The following is a 19,878-nucleotide window of genomic DNA, read 5'->3' as shown; positions in this document are numbered from 1 at the left end:
AGAGCAGGGTACGCAGTGTTACGTTACTGGATCTCTCTGTGACCGGTGGGTCGGATGCGAAAGTGCGAACTCGGGGGCTGTACTCGCCAACCAGCGAATGTGCCAGGATGCCGCCCATGGTGAACGTGCACCGTCATCTGGCCGATGACGAGGAACTGATACATGCGACCCGCCAGCACTGGACGCAGATGGTGGGCGAGTTCGTCGTGCTCGTCCTCGTCTGGGCCGTGGCGGGCGCGCTGGCGTGGGTGATTCCGTCCGACAAGGACTGGGGCACCGTCGTCCGTTACGTGGTGCTGGGCGTGGCGGTGGTCATCTCCGTCTGGTTCTGGCTGCGGCCGCTGCTGATCTGGCGCAGCACCGTCTACATCGTCACGACGAAGCGGGTCTCCGTGCGCACCGGCTTCCTGACGAAGACCGGGCACAGCATCCCGCTGGCCCGCGTCAACGACGTCGAGTTCCGCGCCACGCTGTGGGAGCGCATCCTGCACGAGGGGACGCTGACCGTCCAGTCCGCCTCGGAGCACGGAATGCTCGAACTGAAGCACGTCTCGGACCCGGAGGGCCTCCAGGGCCTGATCTACGAGGCCGTGGAGAACGAGCAGCGCAGCCACCAGTGGAACGGGCAGGTCCCGCCGGTCGCCGGCTGACGATCAGCCGGCATCCGCAGCCGCCCACGACACGAAGTCGGTGAAGGCGGCGGACGCGAGGGTGAGCACCGGGCCGGCGGGAGTCTTGGAGTCCCGTACGGCCACGGTTGCCTCCGGCGTTTCGGCGATCTCGAGGCAATCTCCGCCCTGATCTCCGCTGTACGACGACTTGCGCCAGGCCAGGGCGCCGAGCGGCGCACATTCGACGCAGGATCCGCCCTGGTCGCCGCTGTAGCTGGACTTACGCCACTGGATCTTCGTCGGCACCACGTTGCTCCCCATAACGCTCCTGCATCACGTGCCGGATCAGCTCCGCCGAATCCCTGAGCGAAAGCGCGGCGGCCTGGAGGTGATCGTAACGGAGCGAACAGTCCGTGACGGTTTCCGGATTGGCGCTCGGATGCCCGCTGCCGTAGCCCTCCGTATAGTCGCCAACGTCGTACGGCATGTCCCGGACCGGCGCTGCACGCTGCTGGTGCTGCGGCAGACGGGCGGAGTCCGTGTGGAGGTGACGGACGGGTCGCCGCAACTGCCCGCCGTGCCCTTGGACTTGTCGCCGGAGGCGGAGGGCGGACGGGGACTGCTGCTGGTCGACGCGGTGACCGACAAGTGGGGCGTGGAGCCGCGCGGAGGGGCCGGAAAGACCGTGTGGTTCGAGTGCGTGGGCGCTGGGACACTCCCGCCGTGAGGAGCTTCACCGGGTCCGCCCGGGCAGGGCTCGGCAGGCGACCAGGGCGCACACCGCCGCCAGCGGCAGCTCCGCGCAGAAGGCCATCGCCAGGGCGGCTGCCGCCTCGCCCGCCGAGGCCGTGGTCGTGTCGAACCAGGCGTCCGCCACCAGCAGCGTCGCGGTCGCCGCGGCGGTGACGCAGCGGCGGGCGTCCCTCCGGGCCAGGAGCAGCCCCGTCACCACCAGCCCCAGTGACTCCAGCGCGTCCAGCCCCACCCACGCCGTGGTCCACCGCACCGGCCCGGAACCGCCGGGCAGGCACCCCGCCAGCACCAGCAGCCACGGGAGCAGCGCCAGGCCGGCCACCACCAGGGCCGCGCTCGCCCACCGCTGGCGCCGGCCGGGCTCCCCCGGCCCGTGGTCCACCCCGCCGCGCAGCTCCATGGAGGCCACCGTCCTGTTCCCCTCTCCGCTCCGGCCCGGCGCCGGATCCCGCCACCAACCCTGTCCGCTCCGGGCACCGCCGTCGGTAGCGTCTCTTTCCGAACCGGGGGTGAAGCCAGGTTCACCTCCGGCCCTCCCACAGGCTCCATGGCCCCTGGAACCACCGGCCGCATACCGTGTGGCCATGCCTCTCACCGCCGCACCGCGGCCTTCGCCCGGCCGGGCCGCCGTCGCCCGGCGGGCCGCCGAGCTGCGGGCGAACACCGCGTTCGCTGTGGCCGGGATACCGCTGCACCTCGTCGGTCTGCTGGTGCTGGCGGAGCCGTGGCTGCTGTTCGTGCCGGTCAGCCTCGTCGAGATCCAGGCCGCCCTCTTCGTCCCGGTGCTCGTGGTGGCGCTGATGAGCGGCGCACTGTCCAGGGCGCAGCGGAAGAGATTCCGGACGCGGCTGGGGATACGGATCTCCGCGCCGCCCGCCGTGCGGCGCCGCAGTCCGCAGGCGGTCATGGCCTGGCTGCGGTCCGCGGCGACGTGGCGGATGGTCGGTTACCACCTGCTGGCGGGCCCTTGGGCCTCCGTGGGCACCGTGCTGGCCCTGCTCTGCTGGATTGTGGGCACCGGGCTCGGCACGGTCATGCTGTGGATATGGCTGGTGCCGCCGGAGGCACGCATCAAGGGGGGCACCCTGTTCGAGATCGCCCTCTTCTCCCTGGTGGGCGCTCTGCTGCTGCTCCTCGCCTGCTGGCTCACCGGGGCCGCCGTACGCACGGACACGCGGGCCGCGCTGTGGTTGCTCGGCCCCAGCCGTGCCGAACGGCTGCAACTGCGGGTCGACGACCTCACCGAGAAGCGGGCCGGGGTGGTGGACGCCGCCGACGCCGAGCGCCGCCGCATCGAGCGCGACCTGCACGACGGCGCCCAGCAGCGGCTGGTCTCCCTCGCCCTCAACCTGGGCCTGGCCCGGGCCACTCTCCCCGACCTGCCCGAGGAGGCCCGCCAGGTCATCGACGAGGCCCACCGGGAGGCCAAGGAGGCCATCTCCGAGCTGCGCACCCTGGTCCGCGGTCTGCACCCCGCCGTCCTCGAGGACCGCGGTCTTGACGCCGCGCTCTCGGGCATCGCGGCCCGCTCCCCGGTGTCGGTGCGGCTCACGGTCGACCTGCCGGAACGCCCCTCGCCGACCGTGGAGGCCGTGGCCTACTTCGTCGTCTCGGAGGCGCTGGCCAATGTCGCCAGGCACGCGGAGGGCGCCACCGGGGCCGAGGTCCGCGTCCACCGGCGGGACGACGTGCTGCGGGTGGTCGTCGTGGACGACGGTCCCGGCGGCGCCGACAGCGGGCGGGGCACGGGTCTGAGCGGACTGGCCAAGCGGGCCGGGTCGGTGGACGGTACCTTCTCGGTCGACAGCCCTGTCGGGGGGCCCACCACCGTCACCGTGGAGTTGCCGTGCGCGCCGTGATCGCCGAGGACTCGGTCCTGCTCCGGATCGGCCTGGTCAAGGTGGTGGAGGCAGCCGGCTTCGAAGTGACGGCGGCGGTGGGCGATGCCGAGGCGCTGCTGGCGGCGGTGGAGGAGCACCGGCCCGGCATGGTGGTCGTCGATGTCCGGATGCCGCCCGGCTTCACCGACGAGGGTGTACGGGCGGCGCTGGTGATCCGCCGGCAGTGGCCCGACGTGGCGGTGCTGCTGCTCTCCCAGTACGTGGAGGAGCGCTACGCGGCGGACCTGATCGCCGACCACAACCGCGGGATCGGCTACCTGCTCAAGGAGCGGGTCTCCGACGTCGAGGAGTTCGTCGCGGCGCTGCGTCGGGTGGCTGCCGGGGGCACCGCGCTCGACCCGGAGGTGGTCTCCCAGCTTCTGCTGCGCCGCCGCAGCGACCCGCTCGACCGGCTCACGCCCAGGGAGCGCGAGGTCCTCGGTCTGATGGCGGAGGGCCGATCCAACGCGGGTATCGCCGAGGCCCTGGTGGTCGGGGACAGCGCGGTGGCCAAGCACATCAACAGCATCTTCACCAAGCTCGACCTGTCCCCGGCCGACGGCGACCACCGCCGGGTGCTGGCGGTACTGCGCTTCCTGGCCTCGGCGTGAGCGATCGCCCTCAGCCCAGCTTCCGGCAGTAGAGGGCGTCCGGGGTCCGGCTGGAGCCCAGCCGGCCCGTGCAGGCGATTCCGGCCAGGTACTCGTCGTTCGCGCACTGTCCCTTGTAGTGGCCGTAGGCGAAGTCGCCGCCCTGGGGGGACGCGCCCCTGTTGTCGCTCCGGTCGAACCAGACGGTCCGGCCGCCCGTGCCGAGTGCTCCGGCCGGGGCCGCGGTGCACAGGGCGGCGGAGACGGCGGCGCCGCGGACGCTGTAGCCGGTGAGGAACTGGCCGTCGGCGCACTGGAGTTTGGTGTAGCCACTGGCCCAGTCCTGGCCCGGGGCGACATGGCGCTCGTCGGCGACGACCTCGTGGGCGCCGGCCGGGTTCGCCAGGGGGCCGGTGGACACGTCCGCGCACAGGCCGCGGTTGCCGGTGTGGCTGAGGCCGAGGAGGCGCTGCCCGTCGGGGCAGGCCGCCTTGCGGGCGCCGGGGTTCCAGTCGGGCAGGGCCCGCATCCGCCGGGAGGCGACGAAGTCGCCGTGGTCGGGGCTGAGCATCGACCAGTCGGCCACGGGGGCGACGGGGCCGGTGCGTCCCTGGGCCCGGACGAGCCGGGTCCAGGCGCCGGCCCGCCAGTCGTCGCCGTCGTAGACGCCCATGCGGTGGCCGGCCGAGTCCCAGTGCAGCAGGGCCCAGCCGTTGCCCTTGCGGTTCTCGTGCCAGCCGACGAGCGGCCAGTACGCGAAGTCGGCGTCGGCGCGGATGAGGTCGTCGACGAAGTTCTCGAACCAGGCGCGCGGTGCGGCGCCGGTCTCCTCGCGGCCGCCGACGCCGAACTCGCTGATCCAGACCGGGGCGGTGAAGTGCTGGTCCTGCTCGGCGGCCACGTAGAGCGCCTGGCGGCTCACCACGTCGGTCAGTTCGGCGGGGCCGAGGTCGCGGTAGCGGGGGTCACTGGTCTCGCCGAGCCCGGTGGCGCCGCTGTGGTTCGGGCCCGTGTAGTCGTAGAAGTGGGCCGAGTAGACGAGCTTGCCGGAGTCGACGAGCGTGTGGGAGAGGCGGCGTACGGGTTCCAGGGTGGGGCGCCCGTGCGCGAAGCCGTCGACGGGGATGCCGGTCCAGTTGATGCCCTCGACGATGATCAGGAGGTCGGGGTCGGCCTCCGTGAGGATGCGGTCGGCGACGTGCTGCGAGGCGGCGAACCAGTCGTGGTCGTCGCCGAGGCCCCAGTTGGGGTCGTCCCAGACGCTGCGGCGCACCTCGTTGTAGAGGTCGGCGCCGACGACGCGTTTGTTGTCCTGGTAGCGGCGGGCCATGAACAGCCAGTCGTTCTCCCAGGCCTCGGTGGACCGGCTCGCGTTCCAGCGTTCGTTTCCGTCGACTCCACAGCACCAACGCGTCGTGTTGGTGTGGTTGTTGAGGATCACGGCGAGTCCGGCGTCGGTGAGTCCGCGCACCACCGCGTCGTACACCTGGAGCGGTGTCCTTCCGCGCAGCGAGGGGTTGGCCGCGACGGCGCGGTCCGTGACGGGTCGGTCGTCGTGGATCATCTCGTTGGAGAAGGGCAGCCGGATGCTGTTGATCCCGATCTCCCGGAAGCCGGAGACGATCTCGGCCATGGGGGCCCGGTCCAGTCCCAGCGGGACGCGGCCGGAGTTCTCGCCCGCGTGGTGGTTGGCGTCGTCCTCGGTGCTCCCGGAGCCGTTCCATGTGCCGCTGGCTCCGTGCCAGTTGCCCGACCGCAGCTTGAAGCGGTTCCCGTTCGCGTCGACGATCCAGCGGCCTCGCGTGCTGAGCGGCGGCGTCCAGTCCGCGGCGGTTGCGGAGGCCGCCGCGGCCTCCTTCCCCACGGCGGCCGCGGAAGCGACGGGCGCCAGGGGCGCCAGCAGGAGCACGGCGGTCAGGCCGGCCCGGCCCAGGAATCGACGCATGGTTGACCGTCCCGAGTGACCGCGGCTGTCATGTATGCGTCAGCATGGTGGACGTTCCGGCATCAGTCCAGACCTGCCCGCCGAACCCGGGTCAGCGGGTGGCGAGTTCGGGTGCCGGTCGTGTCTCCGGTGCGGCGGGCTCGGCGGCCGCGCGCGGGCCGGACAGCAGGTACGTCAGTCCGAAGCCCGCGCCGACGACGATGGCGCCGCCCACCGCGTCCAGCACCCAGTGGTTGCCGGTGGCGACGATGGCCGAGACCGTGAAGAAGGGGTGGAGGAGGCCCAGGGCCTTCATCCACCACTTCGGGGCGACGACCGCGATGACCACGCCGCACCACAGCGACCAGCCGAAGTGCAGGGACGGCATCGCCGCGTACTGGTTGGTCAGGGCCGTCAGGGTGCCGTAGTCCGGCTGGGAGAAGTCCTGGACGCCGTGGACCGTGTCGATGATGCCGAGGTCCGGCATCAGGCGGGGCGGGGCCAGGGGGTAGAGCCAGAAGCCGACGAGGGCGAGGAGCGTGGCGAATCCGAGGGCCGCGCGGGCCCAGCGGTAGTCGACCGGGCGGCGCCAGTACAGGACGCCGAGGACCGTCAGCGGGACGACGAAGTGGAAGGACTCGTAGTAGAAGTCGAAGAAGTTCCGCAGCCAGTCGATCTTCACCACGGCGTGGTTGACCGCGTGCTCGATGTCGATGTGCAGGAAGCGCTCGATGGAGAGGATCTCGTCGCCGTGCCGCTCGGCGCGGGCCCGGCCGCCGGAGATGGTGCCGCCGGTCGCCGCGAGGCGGACCTGCTGGTAGGCGGCGTAGGTGACGCGTATGAGGAGCAGTTCGAGGAGCAGGTTCGGGCGGCTGAGGACCCGGCGCAGGAAGGGCAGCAGGGGGACCCGCCGGAAGCGGGCCGCAACCGGCGGCGCGTACTGCGTGGGGACGGGTGAGGCGTAGTGCTCCGAGGCGCGGGAGAGGAACGGCACGGCCGTCGCGGTGGCGAGGGCGGCCAGCAGGACGATGTTGTCCCGCAGTGGGTACAGGACCGCCATGTGCGGCAGCATCATCGTCGCCGGCAGGGTCATGACGAGGATGACCGCGACCGGCCAGACGTACCGGTCCGAGGCGCGGCGGCCGACCCGGCCGACGATCGCGAGCAGCACCCACAGCAGCTGGTGCTGCCAGGTGGTGGGCGACACCGCTATCGCCGCGCAGCCGGTGATCGCGACGGCGAGCAGGAGCTGGCCGTCGCGGGCGTAGCGCACGGCCCGGCGCAGGCCGAGCACGGCGACCGACGCGCCCAGCAGCAGGAACAGGCCCACCTCCAGCGGGCCGGTCAGGCCGAGCCGGAGCAGGGCGCCGTGCAGGGACTGGTTGGCGGGGGCGTCGGCGCGGCCGCCGAGACCCACGCCCGCCATGTGGTGCACCCAGTAGGTGTAGGAGTCGTGCGCCATCGCGGCCCAGGCGAGCGCGGTGCACGCGGCGAACGTGACGGCGGTGGAGACGGCGGCCTGCCGGCGCCGGGTGAACCACAGCAGGGGCGCGAAGAGGAGCACGGCGGGCTGGAGCGCGGCCGCGAGGCCGATCAGCGCGCCGCCGGCCCGCTGTCCGCGTACGACGAAGCAGCCGAGCAGGACGAGCAGGACGGGGATGATGCTGGTCTGGCCGAGCCAGAGCGTGTTGCGCACCGGCAGCGACAGCATGAGCAGGCTGATCGCGACGGGGGCGGCCAGCAGGGAGGTGCGGCGGCCGACCGGCTCGGGCAGGGCGCGGGCGGCGACCAGCCCGAGGGCGGCCACGAGCAGCAGCGTGCCGAAGGTCCACCCCCAGCCGAGGGCCTGCTCGGCGGCCCTGGTCAGCGGCTTGAGCACCAGGCCGCCGAAGGGGGTGCCGGTGAACTGCGTCGACTCGTACAGCGACCCCTTGACGTGCAGGACGCCGTTCGGTCCGGCCCAGGTCTCCAGGTCGGTGAGCCGGCTGCCGCGCGGGGTGGTGAGGACGGCGGCCACCTGACGTATCGCGAGGATCGCGGCGATCAGCCACAGACCCAGGCGGGTCGCGTGCAGGCGCGCCGCGGCCGGGTCCGCCGCCGCTCCGAACGCCGCCGCCGGTCCCCCACCGTGCTCCGCATTCGCCACGCCCCCTCGGCCTCCCGCCCCGTACGTCCCGCGCTCTTCCCGCGCCGGGAACTCCTTCTCGCCGTCTCCGAGAGGCTCGCACCTCCCCCGGAGAGGGACGCGGCTACCCCCGATTCACCTGTCGTCCGCTCGCCTTTTGTCAGGATGACGATAGTCCGCGGGGGGTTCGGTTCCCCCGGCCGGGCGCGACAAGGATCACAGTGCGGAGCGGCCGATCACGGTCCGTGCGGGGACCAAGTGCCTGGACAGCCCACATTTAGGTGCACTATGCACCGACGTGCGTACGGTGTGTAACGGACATCAACAGCCGTATGGTCGATTTTCGGCCTGCCCAGGTGGGCCGCATCCGGCCCTCGCGTCAGCGCCGCCGCACGGGCCGGGTCCCTGTCCCCGTCGAAAGGCAGGCGAGCGAAGCCTTGTCAGCTGTCACCGTCACCGCACCCCGGTCCGTCTCTCTCACCAAGAGCCGCCACACCACCGTCACCGACCCGGTACTCGTCCGGCGCGCTGTGAGGGCCGCCGCGCTGGGCAACGCCATGGAGTGGTTCGACTTCGGTGTCTACAGCTACATCGCGGTGACGCTGGGCAAGGTCTTCTTCCCCTCGGGCAACCCGACGACGCAGTTGCTCTCCACGTTCGGCGCCTTCGCCGCGGCCTTCCTGGTACGCCCGCTCGGCGGCATGGTCTTCGGCCCGCTGGGCGACCGGATCGGCCGCCAGAAGGTGCTGGCCTTCACCATGATCATGATGGCCGTGGGCACCTTCGCCATCGGGCTGATCCCGTCCTACGCGACGATCGGCGTCGGGGCGCCGCTGCTGCTGCTCGCGGCCCGGCTGGTGCAGGGTTTCTCCACCGGCGGCGAGTACGCGGGGGCGTCCACCTTCATCGCCGAGTTCGCCCCGGACAAGCGGCGCGGCTTCCTCGGCAGCTGGCTGGAGTTCGGCACCCTGGCCGGTTACATCGGCGGCGCGGGCCTGGTCACCCTGATGACGGCCCTGCTGTCCTCGGACCAGATGACCTCCTGGGGCTGGCGGATCCCGTTCCTGATCGCGGGCCCCATGGGCATCATCGGCCTCTATCTGCGGATGCGCCTGGAGGAGACCCCGGCGTTCGCGGCGGAGGCCGAGAAGTGCGAGTCACGCCCGAAGGTGCCGCTGCGCGAGATGATCGCCGGCCAGTGGAAGGCGCTGCTGCTGTGCGTGGGCCTGGTGCTGGTCTTCAACGTCACCGACTACATGCTGCTGTCGTACATGCCGAGCTATCTGACCAGCGTGCTCAAGTACGACGAGACGCACGGACTGCTCGTCGTCCTCTGCGTGATGGCCCTGATGATGATCGTCCAGCCGTTCGCCGGAGCGCTGACCGACCGCGTCGGACGCCGCCCGGTGATCGCCGCCGGCTGCGCGGGCTTCCTGTTCCTGTCGGTCCCGGCGCTGCTGCTGATCCGCCAGGGCAGCCTGGCGACGGTGGGCCTCGGCATGGCCGCCCTGGGCCTGCTCCTGGTCTGCTTCACGGCCGCGATGCCGTCCGCCCTGCCGGCGCTGTTCCCGACCCGGGTCCGCTACGGCTCGCTGTCGATCGGCTTCAACATCTCCGTCTCACTGTTCGGCGGGACGACCCCGCTGGTGGTCACCGCCCTGATCGGCGCGACCGGCAACCTGATGATGCCCGCCTACTACATGATGGCGGCCTCGCTGATCGGCGGCGCGGCGGTCTGGTTCATGGCGGAGTCGGCAGGCCGTCCGCTGCCGGGCTCGGCGCCGTCGGTGGAGGCGTGAACACCCCTGCTCGTCATTGCCTGACAGCGCCTCCGCACCCGGCTATATTCGTTAGCGCAGCTACTTAGAGAATCTAACTAGACATACGAAAGGCCCGGTGCATGAGCCACTCGCAGCTGTGGGACGACGTGGACGACTACTTCACCACTCTGCTGTCCCCGGAGGACGAAACCCTTCAGGCCACGGTGCGCGACAGCGACGCGGAGGGCCTGCCGCACATCAACGTCACCGCGAACCAGGGCAAGCTGCTGCACCTCCTCGCCCAGGTCCAGGGCGCCCGCGCCATCCTGGAGATCGGCACGCTCGGCGGCTACAGCACCATCTGGCTGGCCCGCGCGCTGCCCGCCGACGGACGGCTGATCTCCCTGGAGTACGACCCCCGCCACGCCGACGTGGCCCGCCGCAACATCGCGCGCGCCGGCCTGGACCGGGTCGCCGAGGTGCGGGTGGGTCCCGCCCTGGAGTCGCTGCCCCAGCTCGCCGACGAGAACCCTCCGCCCTTCGACCTGGTCTTCGTCGACGCCGACAAGGCCAACAACCGGCACTACGTGGAGTGGGCCCTGCGCCTGACCCGCACCGGCAGCCTGATCGTCCTGGACAACGTCGTACGCGGCGGCCACGTCACCGACCCCACCAGCACCGACCCGAGCGTGCTCGGCACCCGGGCCGCCCTCGAACTCATCGCCGAGCATCCCAGGCTGGACGGCACGGCGATCCAGACGGTCGGCAGCAAGGGCCACGACGGCTTCGCGCTGGCGCGAGTGCTGGAGTAGCGGGAGCGAACGGCCGGGGCCGCCGCTCCGCCGCCGTCACCCGGGCGGTGCTCATACCTCGTGGAAGAACCCGACGTTGACGCTGCGCGGACTCGTGCGGTCCTGCACGACGATCTCGCCGGAGCCGCCCCGGGGCAGCGCGACGGTCCCGCCGTAGGCGAGCGGCTGGGTGGACTCACCGAGGGTCAGCCGGACCTCGGAGGAGGGGTCCGGCTGGGAGCCGCGCAGCCAGGTGACCTGCCAGGTCCCGTCGGCCGCACACAGGAACTCCAGATGGACGCGGGATACGAACAGCCAGTCGTCGGGCGTCACGAGGCGGCAGACGGCCGGGTCCCGGCCCACCCGCAGCGCGGCACCCGGCTCGCTGGGAGCGTCGGCCATGAGCATCCCGGCCGTGGCACCCGCGTCCGTCCCGGAGACGGAGGCCATGGTCAGTTCGAGCACGTCGGTTCTCCCTGTGGCGTCTTTCGCGCGGTGGCCGGATTGCCTGACCGCCGCCGAATGATAAAACGCCAGGCGGGGCCACGTCCGGCACAATGGGCTCATGACCGAGCGAAAGCCACCCGGTGTTCCGTTCGAGTCCTGGGTCGACAAGCAGATCCGTGACGCGCAGCGGCGCGGCGAGTTCGACCGCTTGCCGGGCGCGGGCGAGCCGCTGCCGGACGACATGACGTACGACGAGCTGTGGTGGGTCAAGCGGAAGATGGCCCGCGAGGGCCTGTCCTGCCTGCCACCGACGCTCGCGCTGCGCAAGCAGGCCGAGGACGCGCTCGCGGCGGCGCTCGCGGCACCCTCGGAGCGGATCGTCCGCGCCGTCATCGCGGACATCAACACCAAGATCCTCGACATGATGCTGAAGCCGCCGCCGGGCCCGCCGCTGGGCCTGAAGCGGTACGACGTCGAGGAGGTCGTCCAGGAGTGGCGGACGCGGCGCGCGGCGGCCGGGTAGACCCTGGCGGCGAAGTGGGCCCGGACGGCTGGGTGGGCCCGGGTGGCCGAGTGGGCCCGAACGGCCGAGTTCTCTGTCCGGTGCGTGCTTAACCGGTTGCGCCCGTCCCCCGCCGCGTCCCCACAATGTCGGTCGTGACCTGGACCATCGCCCCGGAACCCGTCGACTCCCCCGCGGCCGCCGCACTGTGGCGTGCGTACTACACGGAGGTCAGCGACCGCTGGTACCTGCTGCACGAGGGACACCGCACCGACCCCGCCGAGCTGGAACGGGAGATCGCCGCCCACGCGGGTGCGGAACTCTCCCCGCCCACCGGTCAGTTGATCCTCGCACGGTACGACGGCAGCCCGGCCGGCACCGCGGGCGTACGGCTGCTGGACGCGGAACGGGCCGAACTCACCCGGGTGTTCCTGCGCCAGGAGATGCGCGGCAGGGGCGGCGCCGCCCTCCTGGTCACCGCCGCCGAGGACGCCGCCCGCGCGCTGGGCGCCCGCCGGATGATCCTCGACACCCGCAGCGACCTCGTGGAGGCCCGCGCCCTGTACACCCGGCTCGGCTACACGGAGACCGCCCCGCACAACGAGGACCCGTACGCGGAGCACTGGTTCGGCAAGTCCCTCGTCTGAGGCTCAGGCCGGACGCGTCGCCGGGCGTCCCTCGTGCGGCCGTTCGGAGTCGGACCCGCACAGCTCCCCCGTGAGCTCCTTCACCAGTTGCACCAGATCGGTCGGCCGGTCCGGGCCCCACCAGTCGCCGAGCAGTTCGGCGAGTGACTCCTCCCGGGCGTGCGCCAGACGCTCGGCGGCCTCAAGGCCCGCGCCGGTCAGTACGAGGTCCACAGCGCGGCGCTCGCCCAGGTGCCGCTCCTCGACCTCACGGACGGCCACGATGATGGCGCTCAGCGGCAGGGTGCTGCGCTCGGCCAGCAGCGCGGGCTCCACCCAGCCGTACTTCTTGATCCGCAGCACCAGCCAGCTCGTCGCGGGGTCGAGGTCGTAGCCCGCCCGCGCGGTGATCTCCCGGTAGATCTCGCGCCGCCCCTCGCGGGTGCCCAGCTCGGACAACGCCCGGCACACCTCGTCGTACGAGGACCGCTCGACCGGGTTGGTCGCGTACGTCTCCGTGACGTCGGGGGCCGTGACCGAGCCGCGCAGCCGGTCCTCCTTCAGGAACCAGGCCAGTACGAAGCCGACGAGGGCGACCGGGGCGGCGTAGAGGAAGACATCGGTGATCGCGGACGCGTACGCCTGCAGCGCCGCCGGGCGCAGCGCGGCCGGCAGGGCGGCGATACCGCGCGGATCGGACTTCAGCGTGTTCGCCGACACTCCGGGCGGCAGCGGCACGCCGTTGAAGGCGGCGGTCAGTTTGTCGCCGAGGCGGCTCGCGAAGACCGTACCGAAGATGGCCACGCCGAAGGAGGCGCCGATGGAGCGGAAGAAGGTGGCGCCCGAGGTGGCGACACCCAGGTCCTCGTAGCCGACGGAGTTCTGCACGATGAGGACGAGCACCTGCATGACCAGGCCGAGGCCGACGCCGAAGACGAAGAAGCAGACGCTCATCACGAGCATCGCGCTGTGCTCGTCGAGCTGGTGCAGCAGGAGCAGCCCGATCGCGGTGACGGCGGTGCCCACGACGGGGAACACCTTCCATCGGCCTGTGCGGCTGACGATCTGCCCGGAGCCGGTGGAGGCCGACAGCATGCCCACCACCATGGGCAGCATGTGCACACCGGACACCGTCGGCGAGATGCCCCGCACGACCTGGAGGAACGTCGGCAGGTAGGTCATCGCGCCGAACATGGCGAAGCCGACGATGAAGCTGATGACCGCGGAGAGGGAGAACGTGCGGATGCCGAACAGCTTCAGCGGCAGCACCGGCTCGGCCGCCCTCCGCTCCACGGCCAGGAACGCGAGGACGAGCACGACGCCGACCACCATCAGGCCGATGATCTGCGGCGAGCCCCAGCCCCAGGTGGTGCCCCCGAGCGAGGCGACCAGTACCAGGCAGGTGGCGACCGAGGCGATGAGGAGGGTGCCGAGGTAGTCGATGACGTGCCGCTGCGATCGGGGGGAGATGCGCAGGGCGGCGGCGATCACGGCGAGGGCGACCATGCCGACGGGGATGTTGACGTAGAACACCCACCGCCAGCTCAGATGCTGGGTGAACAGGCCGCCGAGCAGCGGGCCGAGCACACTGGTCGTGCCGAACACCGCGCCGAACAGGCCCTGGTAACGGCCGCGTTCGCGGGGCGAGACGACATCGCCGACGATCGCCATCGACAGCACCATCAGCCCGCCGCCGCCCAGGCCCTGCAGGGCCCGGAACCCGATCAGCTCGGGCATGTTCCGCGCCATGCCGCAGAGCGCGGAACCGATCAGGAAGATCACGATCGCGGTCTGGAAGAGCTTCTTGCGCCCGTACTGGTCACCGAGCTTGCCCCACAGCGGAGTCGCGGCGGTCGACGCCAGCAGATACGCCGTGACGACCCAGGACAGGTGCTCCAGGCCGCCGAGGTCGCTGACGATGGTGGGCAGCGCGGTCGACACGATGGTCTGGTCGAGCGCGGCCAGAAGCATGCCGAGGAGCAGCGCGCCGATCGAGACGAGGACGTTGCCGGGCACCTGCTCGGGCGGAGCCGCGGCACCACCGGGCGGCGCCTGCGCACCCGGCGGACCCGGCGGACCCTGCTCGGCCTGGATGCCCTGTTCGACCTGGGGGCCCTGCTGGGCTCGGGGACGCTGCTCGGCCTGGATGCCCTGCTCGGCTTGGCGACCCTGCTCGGCTTGGCGACCCTGCTCGGTCTGCGGGACGCGCTCGGTCTGCGGGACGCGCGGGGACGCGGCGACGGCCGACGACGGCCGGTCGCCGCCCGGGACCTCGCCCGGGACGTCGCCCGTCGTCCCCGTCATGCCGGTCCTGCCGTGCCCATCGCCGGCCATGGAGTCCTCCCGACGCTCTCGTGACATCTTCCATCGTCATCGGTGTGTCCGGTTATGGCCTGTTGAGTCCTCCCGGACGCCGCCATTCCGGGGGCCCTTGGGGGAGAAGGTGTGTGGAGGATCTGCATAATCCTTGGAGTTCGTACGGGAGGGGACCGACGCGTGGAAGAGCGGAAGGGGCATGCCTGCCCCGAGTGCGGGGTGCCTCGGGGCTTGGACAACACCCCGTCATGCGCCTGCGGAAGCCGGGCGGCCGACGCTCTCCGCAACACCCGGACGGCCGAGGCCGCGGCGGCGGAGGACTTCAATCCACTACGGATACGGCCGTACGTGGACATCGGGGAGCCACCGGCGCCGAAGGGCACGGCGGGGGATGTCCTGACAGGGGTTACTCCGGCGGGGGGCGGTACTTCACCGGACGCTTCCGCGGGGAGCGATGCTTCGGCCGAGGGCGGCTCGGCGGAGGGCGCCGGGCATGGCGGGGTCGCCGGAGCCGCCGGGGTCGCTGAAGCCCTTGGCGCCGCGGGCGCCGCCGCAACCGCAGGAGCAGGCGGGGCCGCCGGAGACAACGGAGACGGCAGGGCCGCCCAAGCGCTCGCAGCCACCAGGCCCGCCGAAGCCGACGGGACTTCCGGGGCCACCGAAGGCACCATGACCTCCGGAGCCGCCGGTACGGCCGACGCCGCCGGGGCCGCCGGGCAGGAGCCGCAGCCCTCCTCCCCCAACACCGACTCCACGATGGTGCTGCGCACCCTCCCCGCCGAGGCGGCGTCGGCACGAGGGGCCGCTCCCGCTGATGCGCGGACGGCGCAGAAGGGCGACCCCACCGGGTCCGCTCCGGGCCGGCAGGGCACTTCGGCTCAGTCCTCGACGGGACAACAGGGCACCCTCGCGGAGTCCACGATGGCGATACGGGCCATCCCCGCACAGCCGCCGGCCCGCACCACCCCACCCGCGACCGGCCTGTTCGCACCGCCGCCGGGTGAACCGAGCGCGGCCGACGTGAGCATGTTCGACACGGCCACGGCGGAGGACCGGGCTGCCACATGGAACTCGGCCGCCGGCGCTGAGGGCTCCGGAGACCCAGCGGGCCGGCCGGGCCGGGCGGGCACCCGCCGTGGCGGCCGGCGCACCCGCCCCGCCGTCGTGGTCGCCGCAGGCGCGGCTGTGGTCACCGTCGTGGCGGGGGCGGGGTTCACGAGCGGGCTGTTCTCCTACGAGTCACCGGAACGGGACCACGCCTCCCGTCAGGTACGGGAGAGCGTCCCGGACGCGTGGGTGGAGACGCCCACGGCGTCCGCGTCGACGGCCGCCGTGCCGTCGTACACGCCGTCCGTCGACGCGTCGACGGGCGAGTCGCCGACGCCCGGCGCGGACGTCTCGCCGTCCGCGTCCGCCTCGGCGCCGGGGACGGCGGAGCCGTCGCCGTCCGGATCGGAGGCGGAGAACGCTCCCGCCCCGGATCCGGAGCCGGGCGGGCCGACGGAGACGGCGACGGCCTTGCGCGAAAGCGCCCCGGCGGCCCCGGCCCCGGTGCTGCGCCGCGGCGACCAGGGCGCCGGTGTGACCGAACTCCAGCTACGACTGGGCCAGTTGTTCCTGTTCCCGGGGAAGGCCGACGGTTTCTTCGGCCACAGGCTGGAGAAGTCCGTACGCACGTACCAGTGGACCCGCGGCATCAGCGGCGACGAACCCGGGGTGTACGGACCGGCGACGAGGGCGCGCCTGGAGTCGGAGACGAAGGCCCCCTGAGCCGAGGGAGGGGCGCCCCGGCGGCGGCGCGGCTAGTGCTGTGACCGGAAAGGTTTGCCGGAAAGCTCGCGGCGTCCGGTGCGGTACATCGCAAGGCGGAGCATCGCCCGCGTACTGGATGTACTCGGGTGATGCGACAACGCCGCGAGGTGCCGTGCCGGACGCCGCGAGCCGGTGAACCTTTCCGGTCGCAGCACTAGGCGACGTGCAGCCGGACGCCCCCGTCGCCGAGGGCCTCGACCCGCACCTGGGTCAGGTCCCGCACGACGGCGTCCGGCCGGTGGAACCCGGCGCGTGGACCGACACCGATCACCCGCATGCCCGCGGCGCGGCCGGCCGCGATCCCGGCTCCGGAGTCCTCGAAGACCACGCAGTCGGCGGGCGCGACTCCCAGTTCGGCGGCGCCCTTGAGGAAGCCCTCGGGGTCCGGCTTGCTCGCCCCGACGGACTCGGCGGTGACACGGACGTCGGGCAGGGACAGGCCCGCGGCGGCCATCCGGGCCGTGGAAAGGGCCACGTCGGCGGAGGTGACGAGGGCGTGCGGCACGCCCCGCAGCCCCGCGAGGAATTCCGCCGCCCCGGGGATCGGGATCACGCCGTCCATGTCCGAGGTCTCCTCGGCGAGCATGCGCGCGTTCTCGGCGAGGTTCCGCTCCACGGGCCGGTCCGGCAGCAGCAGCGCCATCGAGGCGTGCCCCTGACGACCGTGGACGACCTTCATCACCTCGTCGCCGTCCAGCCCGTGCCGGTCGGCCCAGCGACGCCAGATCCGCTCGACGACGGCATCGGAATTGACGAGGGTGCCGTCCATGTCCAGCAGGAGGGCGCGGGCGGTGAACACGGCGGTGGCCGTCATCGGCAAACTCCAAGACACAGCGAAGGGGGGCGTGGGAGCACGCCCCCGAAGAACAAGGCGGCCCCGTCCACCGGTCAGGGAAAGCGGACGGGAGCCACTTTGTTTCCCCACGGTACAAAACATCCCGGCATCCCGCCACCACGCCTCCGACGCGGAGCGGGGCCGAAGCCCCGGGGCCGGGACCCCTCATCCCACCGAGACGGGCGGGTGGGCGGGCGAGGCCGGGACGCGAACCCAACCGCTCACGCCACCGCTTCCCACAGGCCCCACACGCCCAACCCCACCATCAGCAACGCCGCCACCTTGGTGATCAAGGCAAGCGGGACCCTCCGCATCAACGCCTTGCCCCCCACGATCCCCAGGCCCGCCACCCCCCACAGCGCCAGCACCGCCCCCACTCCGACCGACAGCGGATCGTCGTAACGAGCCGCGAGGTTCGCCGTCATGATCTGCGTGAGGTCACCGAACTCCGCGACCAGGATCAGCATGAATCCCGTCCCCGCGACCTTCCAGAAGGACTGGTCCTCGGGCCGCCGGACCTCCTCCTCGCCGTCCCCCTTCTTCAGCAGCAGCATGGCCGCGCCGCCGAGGAACAGCACACCCGTCAGCGCGTGCACGATCCGCTGCGGCAGCAGCGTCAGCACGCTGCCGGCCGCCACGGCCAGCACCACGTGCAGCAGAAACGCGGCGGCGACACCGGCGAAGACGTACGAGGCCCGGTAGCGCGTACCGAGGACGAGCCCCGCGAGTGCCGTCTTGTCCGGCAGCTCCGCGAGGAAGACGACGCCGAAGACGAGCGCCAGGACGCTGAAGGTGATCACTGTTCCTCAATCGGTCGGGGCCACCCCGCCGAGAGTGCTGTGACTGATGCGACAAGACGCCTCGGCAGGGCAGCACACGGGTTCACCCCTGCCGTACGGCACGGGCGTGCACTGCTCACCGAAGGTCTCGCTGGCCGGCCTCGCTCACGAGGCCCGCCTCCGGGCGCCGGCTCAGCAGAGCTGAGCAGTATGTCGACGGTCCGGCGAAGAGCTACTCCCCTTCCGCGTCACCCATCGTACGCGACCACCCGTGCGCCCCGGCCCGCACCGAGATCCACATCACAGCGGACAGCAAGTCCCGTCACACCCCTTGCTGTGTCATGCACGCGTCACTAACTTCTCACCGCACACTCACCTGCTCGCAACACTGCGCGGCGAGCATTCCCTCGCCCCCCTGCTCGAACCCAACGCCCCTCACCCCCAAGGGAGTCAGCATGTCCCGCAGGTTCAAGCTCTACGCGCGTCAACGGCTCAGCATAGTCGCGGCGATCACCGGACTCATCGCCTCCATAGGCCTGTTGAACGGCCCGACCGCCTCCGCGGCCCTCCCCACCCCGATCAGCGCGGCCACCGCCCGCACCTACCTCGCCTCGCTCACCGTCGCGACACCGAACCACACCGGCTACGACCGCGCCCTCTTCCCGCACTGGATCACCATCAGCGGAAAGTGCGACACCCGCGAGACGGTCCTCGTGCGGGACGGCTCGAACGTCGTCACCGACGCCAACTGCGCCTCCACCAGCGGCTCCTGGTACTCCGCGTACGACGGCGTCACCTTCACCGTCTCCTCCAGCCTCGACATCGACCACCTGGTGCCGCTCTCCGAGGCCTGGGACTCCGGCGCGAGCAAGTGGACCACCGCCCAGCGCCAGGCGTTCGCCAACGACCTGACCCGCCCCCAGCTGATCGCGGTGTCGGCCAGCTCCAACCGGTCCAAGGGCGACAAGGACCCGGCGCAGTGGATGCCGACCCAGACGTCGTACCGCTGCACCTACGTCCGCGCCTGGGTGCAGGTGAAGTACTACTACGACCTCTCCGTCGACACGGCCGAGAAGACCGCGCTCCAGAACTACCTCGCCGCCTGCTGACCCTCGGCTCTCCCCACCCGCCTCCGTCGCCGCGCACTGCGCTCGGCGGCGGAGGCCGTGAAACCAACCCCGCAACCACATACACCCCCAGTGAAACTTCTGTCACACTTCCGGCGTACGCTGTATAGGTTTCACAGGCCGCTCCTTGCCGCTCCCGCGCGACACCGCGGCACGGTCCGCGGTTCACGGGGGTGACGGGGGGAGTTCTCGGTGCTGGAGAGTGTGGCGAGGGTGGGGGCGCTCACCGGCACTCCATGGATCTACGTCATGGTGGCCGCGTCCGTACTGCTGGACGTGTTTTTGCCGGTCCTGCCCAGCGGCGTGCTGATAGTGACGGCCGCCACGGCGGCGGCCGCGGGCACGGGAGCAGCGACCGGTCACGTCCCGCAGAACGTGCCCGACATCCTGGCCCTGACCCTCTGCGCGGCTACGGCGTCCGTACTGGGTGACCTCGTCGCCTACCGTCTGGCCCGGCACGGCGGCGAGCGCCTGGACCGTGCGATCTCCCGCTCCCGGCGGCTGAGCAGGGCCCAGGAACGACTCGGCACGGCCCTGTCCCGCGGCGGCGGCGCACTGGTGATCCTCGCCCGCTTCGCCCCGGCCGGCCGCTCGGTGGTCTCCTTCAGCGCCGGCGCCGCACACCGCCGGGTCCGGGAGTTCCTGCCCTGGTCGGCGCTGGCCGGCCTGTCCTGGGCGACCTACAGCGTGGCCCTCGGCTACTTCGGCACCCGCTGGCTCGGCGCAGCCTGGCTCGCGACCTGCGTATCGGTGGCGGCACTCTTCGCGGCGGGCGCGGGAGCGGTCTACCTGATGCGCCGCGCCCCGAAACCGGCCGAGGCACCGTAAAAAGTCCCCCACCAGGCACCACCCCCGACACCCGCCGCCCAACCCCACCTGGGCGCGGCACGCGGCACGCGGCACGCGGCAGCAGCCGACCTCTCCCGACCGCACCCAGCGGCCGCCCTACCAGCCCCCCGCCAACCGGCCGCCGTCCAACCGCCGCCCCAGCGTCCCCGGC

19 protein-coding genes and 1 pseudogene are annotated in these 19,878 nt (G+C 72.0%); 11 read left to right on the top strand and 9 right to left on the bottom strand.

The annotated features are described in order from the left end of the window. Positions 1-116 precede the first annotated feature (116 nt). Positions 117-650 carry a PH domain-containing protein gene (locus CG719_RS03895; RefSeq protein WP_234375394.1) on the top strand — a complete coding sequence of 178 codons (534 nt, stop codon included), beginning with the start codon at positions 117-119 and terminating at the stop codon, positions 648-650. A 3-nt stretch (positions 651-653) separates the two neighbouring features. On the opposite strand, the gene CG719_RS03890 is transcribed toward CG719_RS03895, so the two are convergent. After that, positions 654-932: a DUF397 domain-containing protein gene (locus tag CG719_RS03890; protein WP_100567029.1), complete on the bottom strand. Its 279-nt coding sequence runs from the start codon at positions 930-932 to the stop codon at positions 654-656. Continuing rightward, positions 892-1,077, bottom strand: a pseudogene (locus CG719_RS36130) (XRE family transcriptional regulator); the annotation flags it as partial. The gene CG719_RS03890 and the pseudogene CG719_RS36130, both read right to left, overlap by 41 nt. On the opposite strand from CG719_RS36130, the gene CG719_RS03880 reads away from it, so the two are divergent. After that, on the top strand, positions 1,000-1,338 hold the full coding sequence (locus tag CG719_RS03880) for an ATP-binding protein (RefSeq protein ID WP_442802706.1): 339 nt from the start codon (positions 1,000-1,002) through the stop codon (positions 1,336-1,338). The pseudogene CG719_RS36130 and the gene CG719_RS03880 sit on opposite strands and share 78 nt — an antisense overlap. Before the next feature lie 6 nt (positions 1,339-1,344). Here the strand turns inward: CG719_RS03880 and CG719_RS03875 are convergent, their stop codons facing one another. Then, positions 1,345-1,764, bottom strand: a complete 420-nt coding sequence (locus tag CG719_RS03875; protein ID WP_267895320.1) for a hypothetical protein — start codon at positions 1,762-1,764, stop codon at positions 1,345-1,347. A gap of 184 nt (positions 1,765-1,948) precedes the next feature. On the opposite strand from CG719_RS03875, the gene CG719_RS03870 reads away from it, so the two are divergent. Together CG719_RS03870 and CG719_RS03865 are read left to right on the top strand one after the other, a co-directional pair. After that, positions 1,949-3,223 (top strand): sensor histidine kinase, encoded by a 1,275-nt coding sequence (locus tag CG719_RS03870; protein WP_100567028.1) that lies wholly within the window; start codon positions 1,949-1,951, stop codon positions 3,221-3,223. Continuing rightward, positions 3,211-3,855 (top strand): response regulator, encoded by a 645-nt coding sequence (locus CG719_RS03865; RefSeq protein WP_100567027.1) that lies wholly within the window; start codon positions 3,211-3,213, stop codon positions 3,853-3,855. The genes CG719_RS03870 and CG719_RS03865 overlap by 13 nt, the downstream gene beginning before the upstream one ends. 10 nt (positions 3,856-3,865) lie before the next feature. Here CG719_RS03865 and CG719_RS03860 read toward each other — a convergent pair whose 3' ends face one another. Both CG719_RS03860 and CG719_RS03855 read right to left on the bottom strand, forming a co-directional pair. Then, positions 3,866-5,779: a glycoside hydrolase family 5 protein gene (locus CG719_RS03860; RefSeq protein ID WP_100567026.1), complete on the bottom strand. Its 1,914-nt coding sequence runs from the start codon at positions 5,777-5,779 to the stop codon at positions 3,866-3,868. 91 nt (positions 5,780-5,870) lie between these two features. After that, positions 5,871-7,904: a bifunctional glycosyltransferase 87/phosphatase PAP2 family protein gene (locus CG719_RS03855; protein ID WP_100567025.1), complete on the bottom strand. Its 2,034-nt coding sequence runs from the start codon at positions 7,902-7,904 to the stop codon at positions 5,871-5,873. Positions 7,905-8,320: 416 nt separating this feature from the next. Here CG719_RS03855 and CG719_RS03850 point away from each other — a divergent pair, with 416 nt between their 5' ends. Then, positions 8,321-9,682 (top strand): MFS transporter, encoded by a 1,362-nt coding sequence (locus CG719_RS03850; protein ID WP_100567024.1) that lies wholly within the window; start codon positions 8,321-8,323, stop codon positions 9,680-9,682. Positions 9,683-9,783: 101 nt separating this feature from the next. After that, on the top strand, positions 9,784-10,455 hold the full coding sequence (locus tag CG719_RS03845; protein ID WP_100567023.1) for an O-methyltransferase: 672 nt from the start codon (positions 9,784-9,786) through the stop codon (positions 10,453-10,455). A gap of 51 nt (positions 10,456-10,506) precedes the next feature. On the opposite strand, the gene CG719_RS03840 is transcribed toward CG719_RS03845, so the two are convergent. Then, positions 10,507-10,899, bottom strand: coding sequence for a hypothetical protein (locus tag CG719_RS03840; protein ID WP_100567022.1), 393 nt, complete (start codon positions 10,897-10,899; stop codon positions 10,507-10,509). 100 nt (positions 10,900-10,999) lie between these two features. Here CG719_RS03840 and CG719_RS03835 point away from each other — a divergent pair, with 100 nt between their 5' ends. Further along, positions 11,000-11,404 carry a J-domain-containing protein gene (locus CG719_RS03835; RefSeq protein WP_100567021.1) on the top strand — a complete coding sequence of 135 codons (405 nt, stop codon included), beginning with the start codon at positions 11,000-11,002 and terminating at the stop codon, positions 11,402-11,404. 125 nt (positions 11,405-11,529) lie between these two features. Continuing rightward, positions 11,530-12,030 (top strand): GNAT family N-acetyltransferase, encoded by a 501-nt coding sequence (locus tag CG719_RS03830; RefSeq protein ID WP_100567020.1) that lies wholly within the window; start codon positions 11,530-11,532, stop codon positions 12,028-12,030. A 3-nt stretch (positions 12,031-12,033) separates the two neighbouring features. On the opposite strand, the gene CG719_RS03825 is transcribed toward CG719_RS03830, so the two are convergent. Continuing rightward, entirely contained in the window at positions 12,034-13,980 is a 1,947-nt protein-coding gene (locus CG719_RS03825; RefSeq protein ID WP_234375413.1) for an MDR family MFS transporter, read from the bottom strand. Between the two features lie 1,014 nt (positions 13,981-14,994). On the opposite strand from CG719_RS03825, the gene CG719_RS03815 reads away from it, so the two are divergent. Further along, positions 14,995-16,095 (top strand): peptidoglycan-binding protein, encoded by a 1,101-nt coding sequence (locus CG719_RS03815; protein ID WP_267895316.1) that lies wholly within the window; start codon positions 14,995-14,997, stop codon positions 16,093-16,095. A gap of 196 nt (positions 16,096-16,291) precedes the next feature. Here the strand turns inward: CG719_RS03815 and CG719_RS03810 are convergent, their stop codons facing one another. Both CG719_RS03810 and CG719_RS03805 read right to left on the bottom strand, forming a co-directional pair. Continuing rightward, positions 16,292-16,951, bottom strand: a complete 660-nt coding sequence (locus tag CG719_RS03810) for an HAD-IA family hydrolase (protein WP_100567019.1) — start codon at positions 16,949-16,951, stop codon at positions 16,292-16,294. Positions 16,952-17,193: 242 nt separating this feature from the next. Further along, the gene (locus CG719_RS03805) at positions 17,194-17,772 is read right to left on the bottom strand and encodes a TMEM165/GDT1 family protein (RefSeq protein WP_100567018.1); all 579 of its coding nucleotides are present in this window, start codon (positions 17,770-17,772) and stop codon (positions 17,194-17,196) included. A gap of 434 nt (positions 17,773-18,206) precedes the next feature. Here CG719_RS03805 and CG719_RS03800 point away from each other — a divergent pair, with 434 nt between their 5' ends. Both CG719_RS03800 and CG719_RS03795 read left to right on the top strand, forming a co-directional pair. Beyond that, positions 18,207-18,860 (top strand): HNH endonuclease family protein, encoded by a 654-nt coding sequence (locus CG719_RS03800; protein WP_100567017.1) that lies wholly within the window; start codon positions 18,207-18,209, stop codon positions 18,858-18,860. Positions 18,861-19,127: 267 nt separating this feature from the next. Next, a complete protein-coding gene (locus CG719_RS03795; protein WP_376493075.1) occupies positions 19,128-19,706 on the top strand; it encodes a DedA family protein in 579 nt (192 codons plus the stop codon). Positions 19,707-19,878 lie beyond the last annotated feature (172 nt).

Origin of the sequence: Streptomyces sp. CB01373 (genome assembly GCF_002803075.1) — a bacterium.
In the GTDB taxonomy this organism is placed as follows: Bacteria; Actinomycetota; Actinomycetes; order Streptomycetales; family Streptomycetaceae; genus Streptomyces.
The sequence above is the reverse complement of the archived record's forward strand: the minus strand, read 5'-3'. Positions and strand labels throughout refer to the sequence as shown.

Coding starts and splice junctions, on each gene's coding strand:
- CG719_RS03845 (WP_100567023.1), top strand. CDS start 9,784: ATGAGCCACTCGCAGCTGTGGGACGACGTGGACGACTACTTCACCACT.
- CG719_RS03815 (WP_267895316.1), top strand. CDS start 14,995: ATGACCTCCGGAGCCGCCGGTACGGCCGACGCCGCCGGGGCCGCCGGG.
- CG719_RS03870 (WP_100567028.1), top strand. CDS start 1,949: ATGCCTCTCACCGCCGCACCGCGGCCTTCGCCCGGCCGGGCCGCCGTC.
- CG719_RS03800 (WP_100567017.1), top strand. CDS start 18,207: ATGTCCCGCAGGTTCAAGCTCTACGCGCGTCAACGGCTCAGCATAGTC.
- CG719_RS03860 (WP_100567026.1), bottom strand. CDS start 5,779: ATGCGTCGATTCCTGGGCCGGGCCGGCCTGACCGCCGTGCTCCTGCTG.
- CG719_RS03810 (WP_100567019.1), bottom strand. CDS start 16,951: ATGACGGCCACCGCCGTGTTCACCGCCCGCGCCCTCCTGCTGGACATG.
- CG719_RS03895 (WP_234375394.1), top strand. CDS start 117: ATGGTGAACGTGCACCGTCATCTGGCCGATGACGAGGAACTGATACAT.
- CG719_RS03835 (WP_100567021.1), top strand. CDS start 11,000: ATGACCGAGCGAAAGCCACCCGGTGTTCCGTTCGAGTCCTGGGTCGAC.
- CG719_RS03825 (WP_234375413.1), bottom strand. CDS start 13,980: ATGCTTCTGGCCGCGCTCGACCAGACCATCGTGTCGACCGCGCTGCCC.
- CG719_RS03890 (WP_100567029.1), bottom strand. CDS start 932: ATGGGGAGCAACGTGGTGCCGACGAAGATCCAGTGGCGTAAGTCCAGC.
- CG719_RS03795 (WP_376493075.1), top strand. CDS start 19,128: ATGGTGGCCGCGTCCGTACTGCTGGACGTGTTTTTGCCGGTCCTGCCC.
- CG719_RS03875 (WP_267895320.1), bottom strand. CDS start 1,764: ATGGAGCTGCGCGGCGGGGTGGACCACGGGCCGGGGGAGCCCGGCCGG.
- CG719_RS03830 (WP_100567020.1), top strand. CDS start 11,530: ATGTCGGTCGTGACCTGGACCATCGCCCCGGAACCCGTCGACTCCCCC.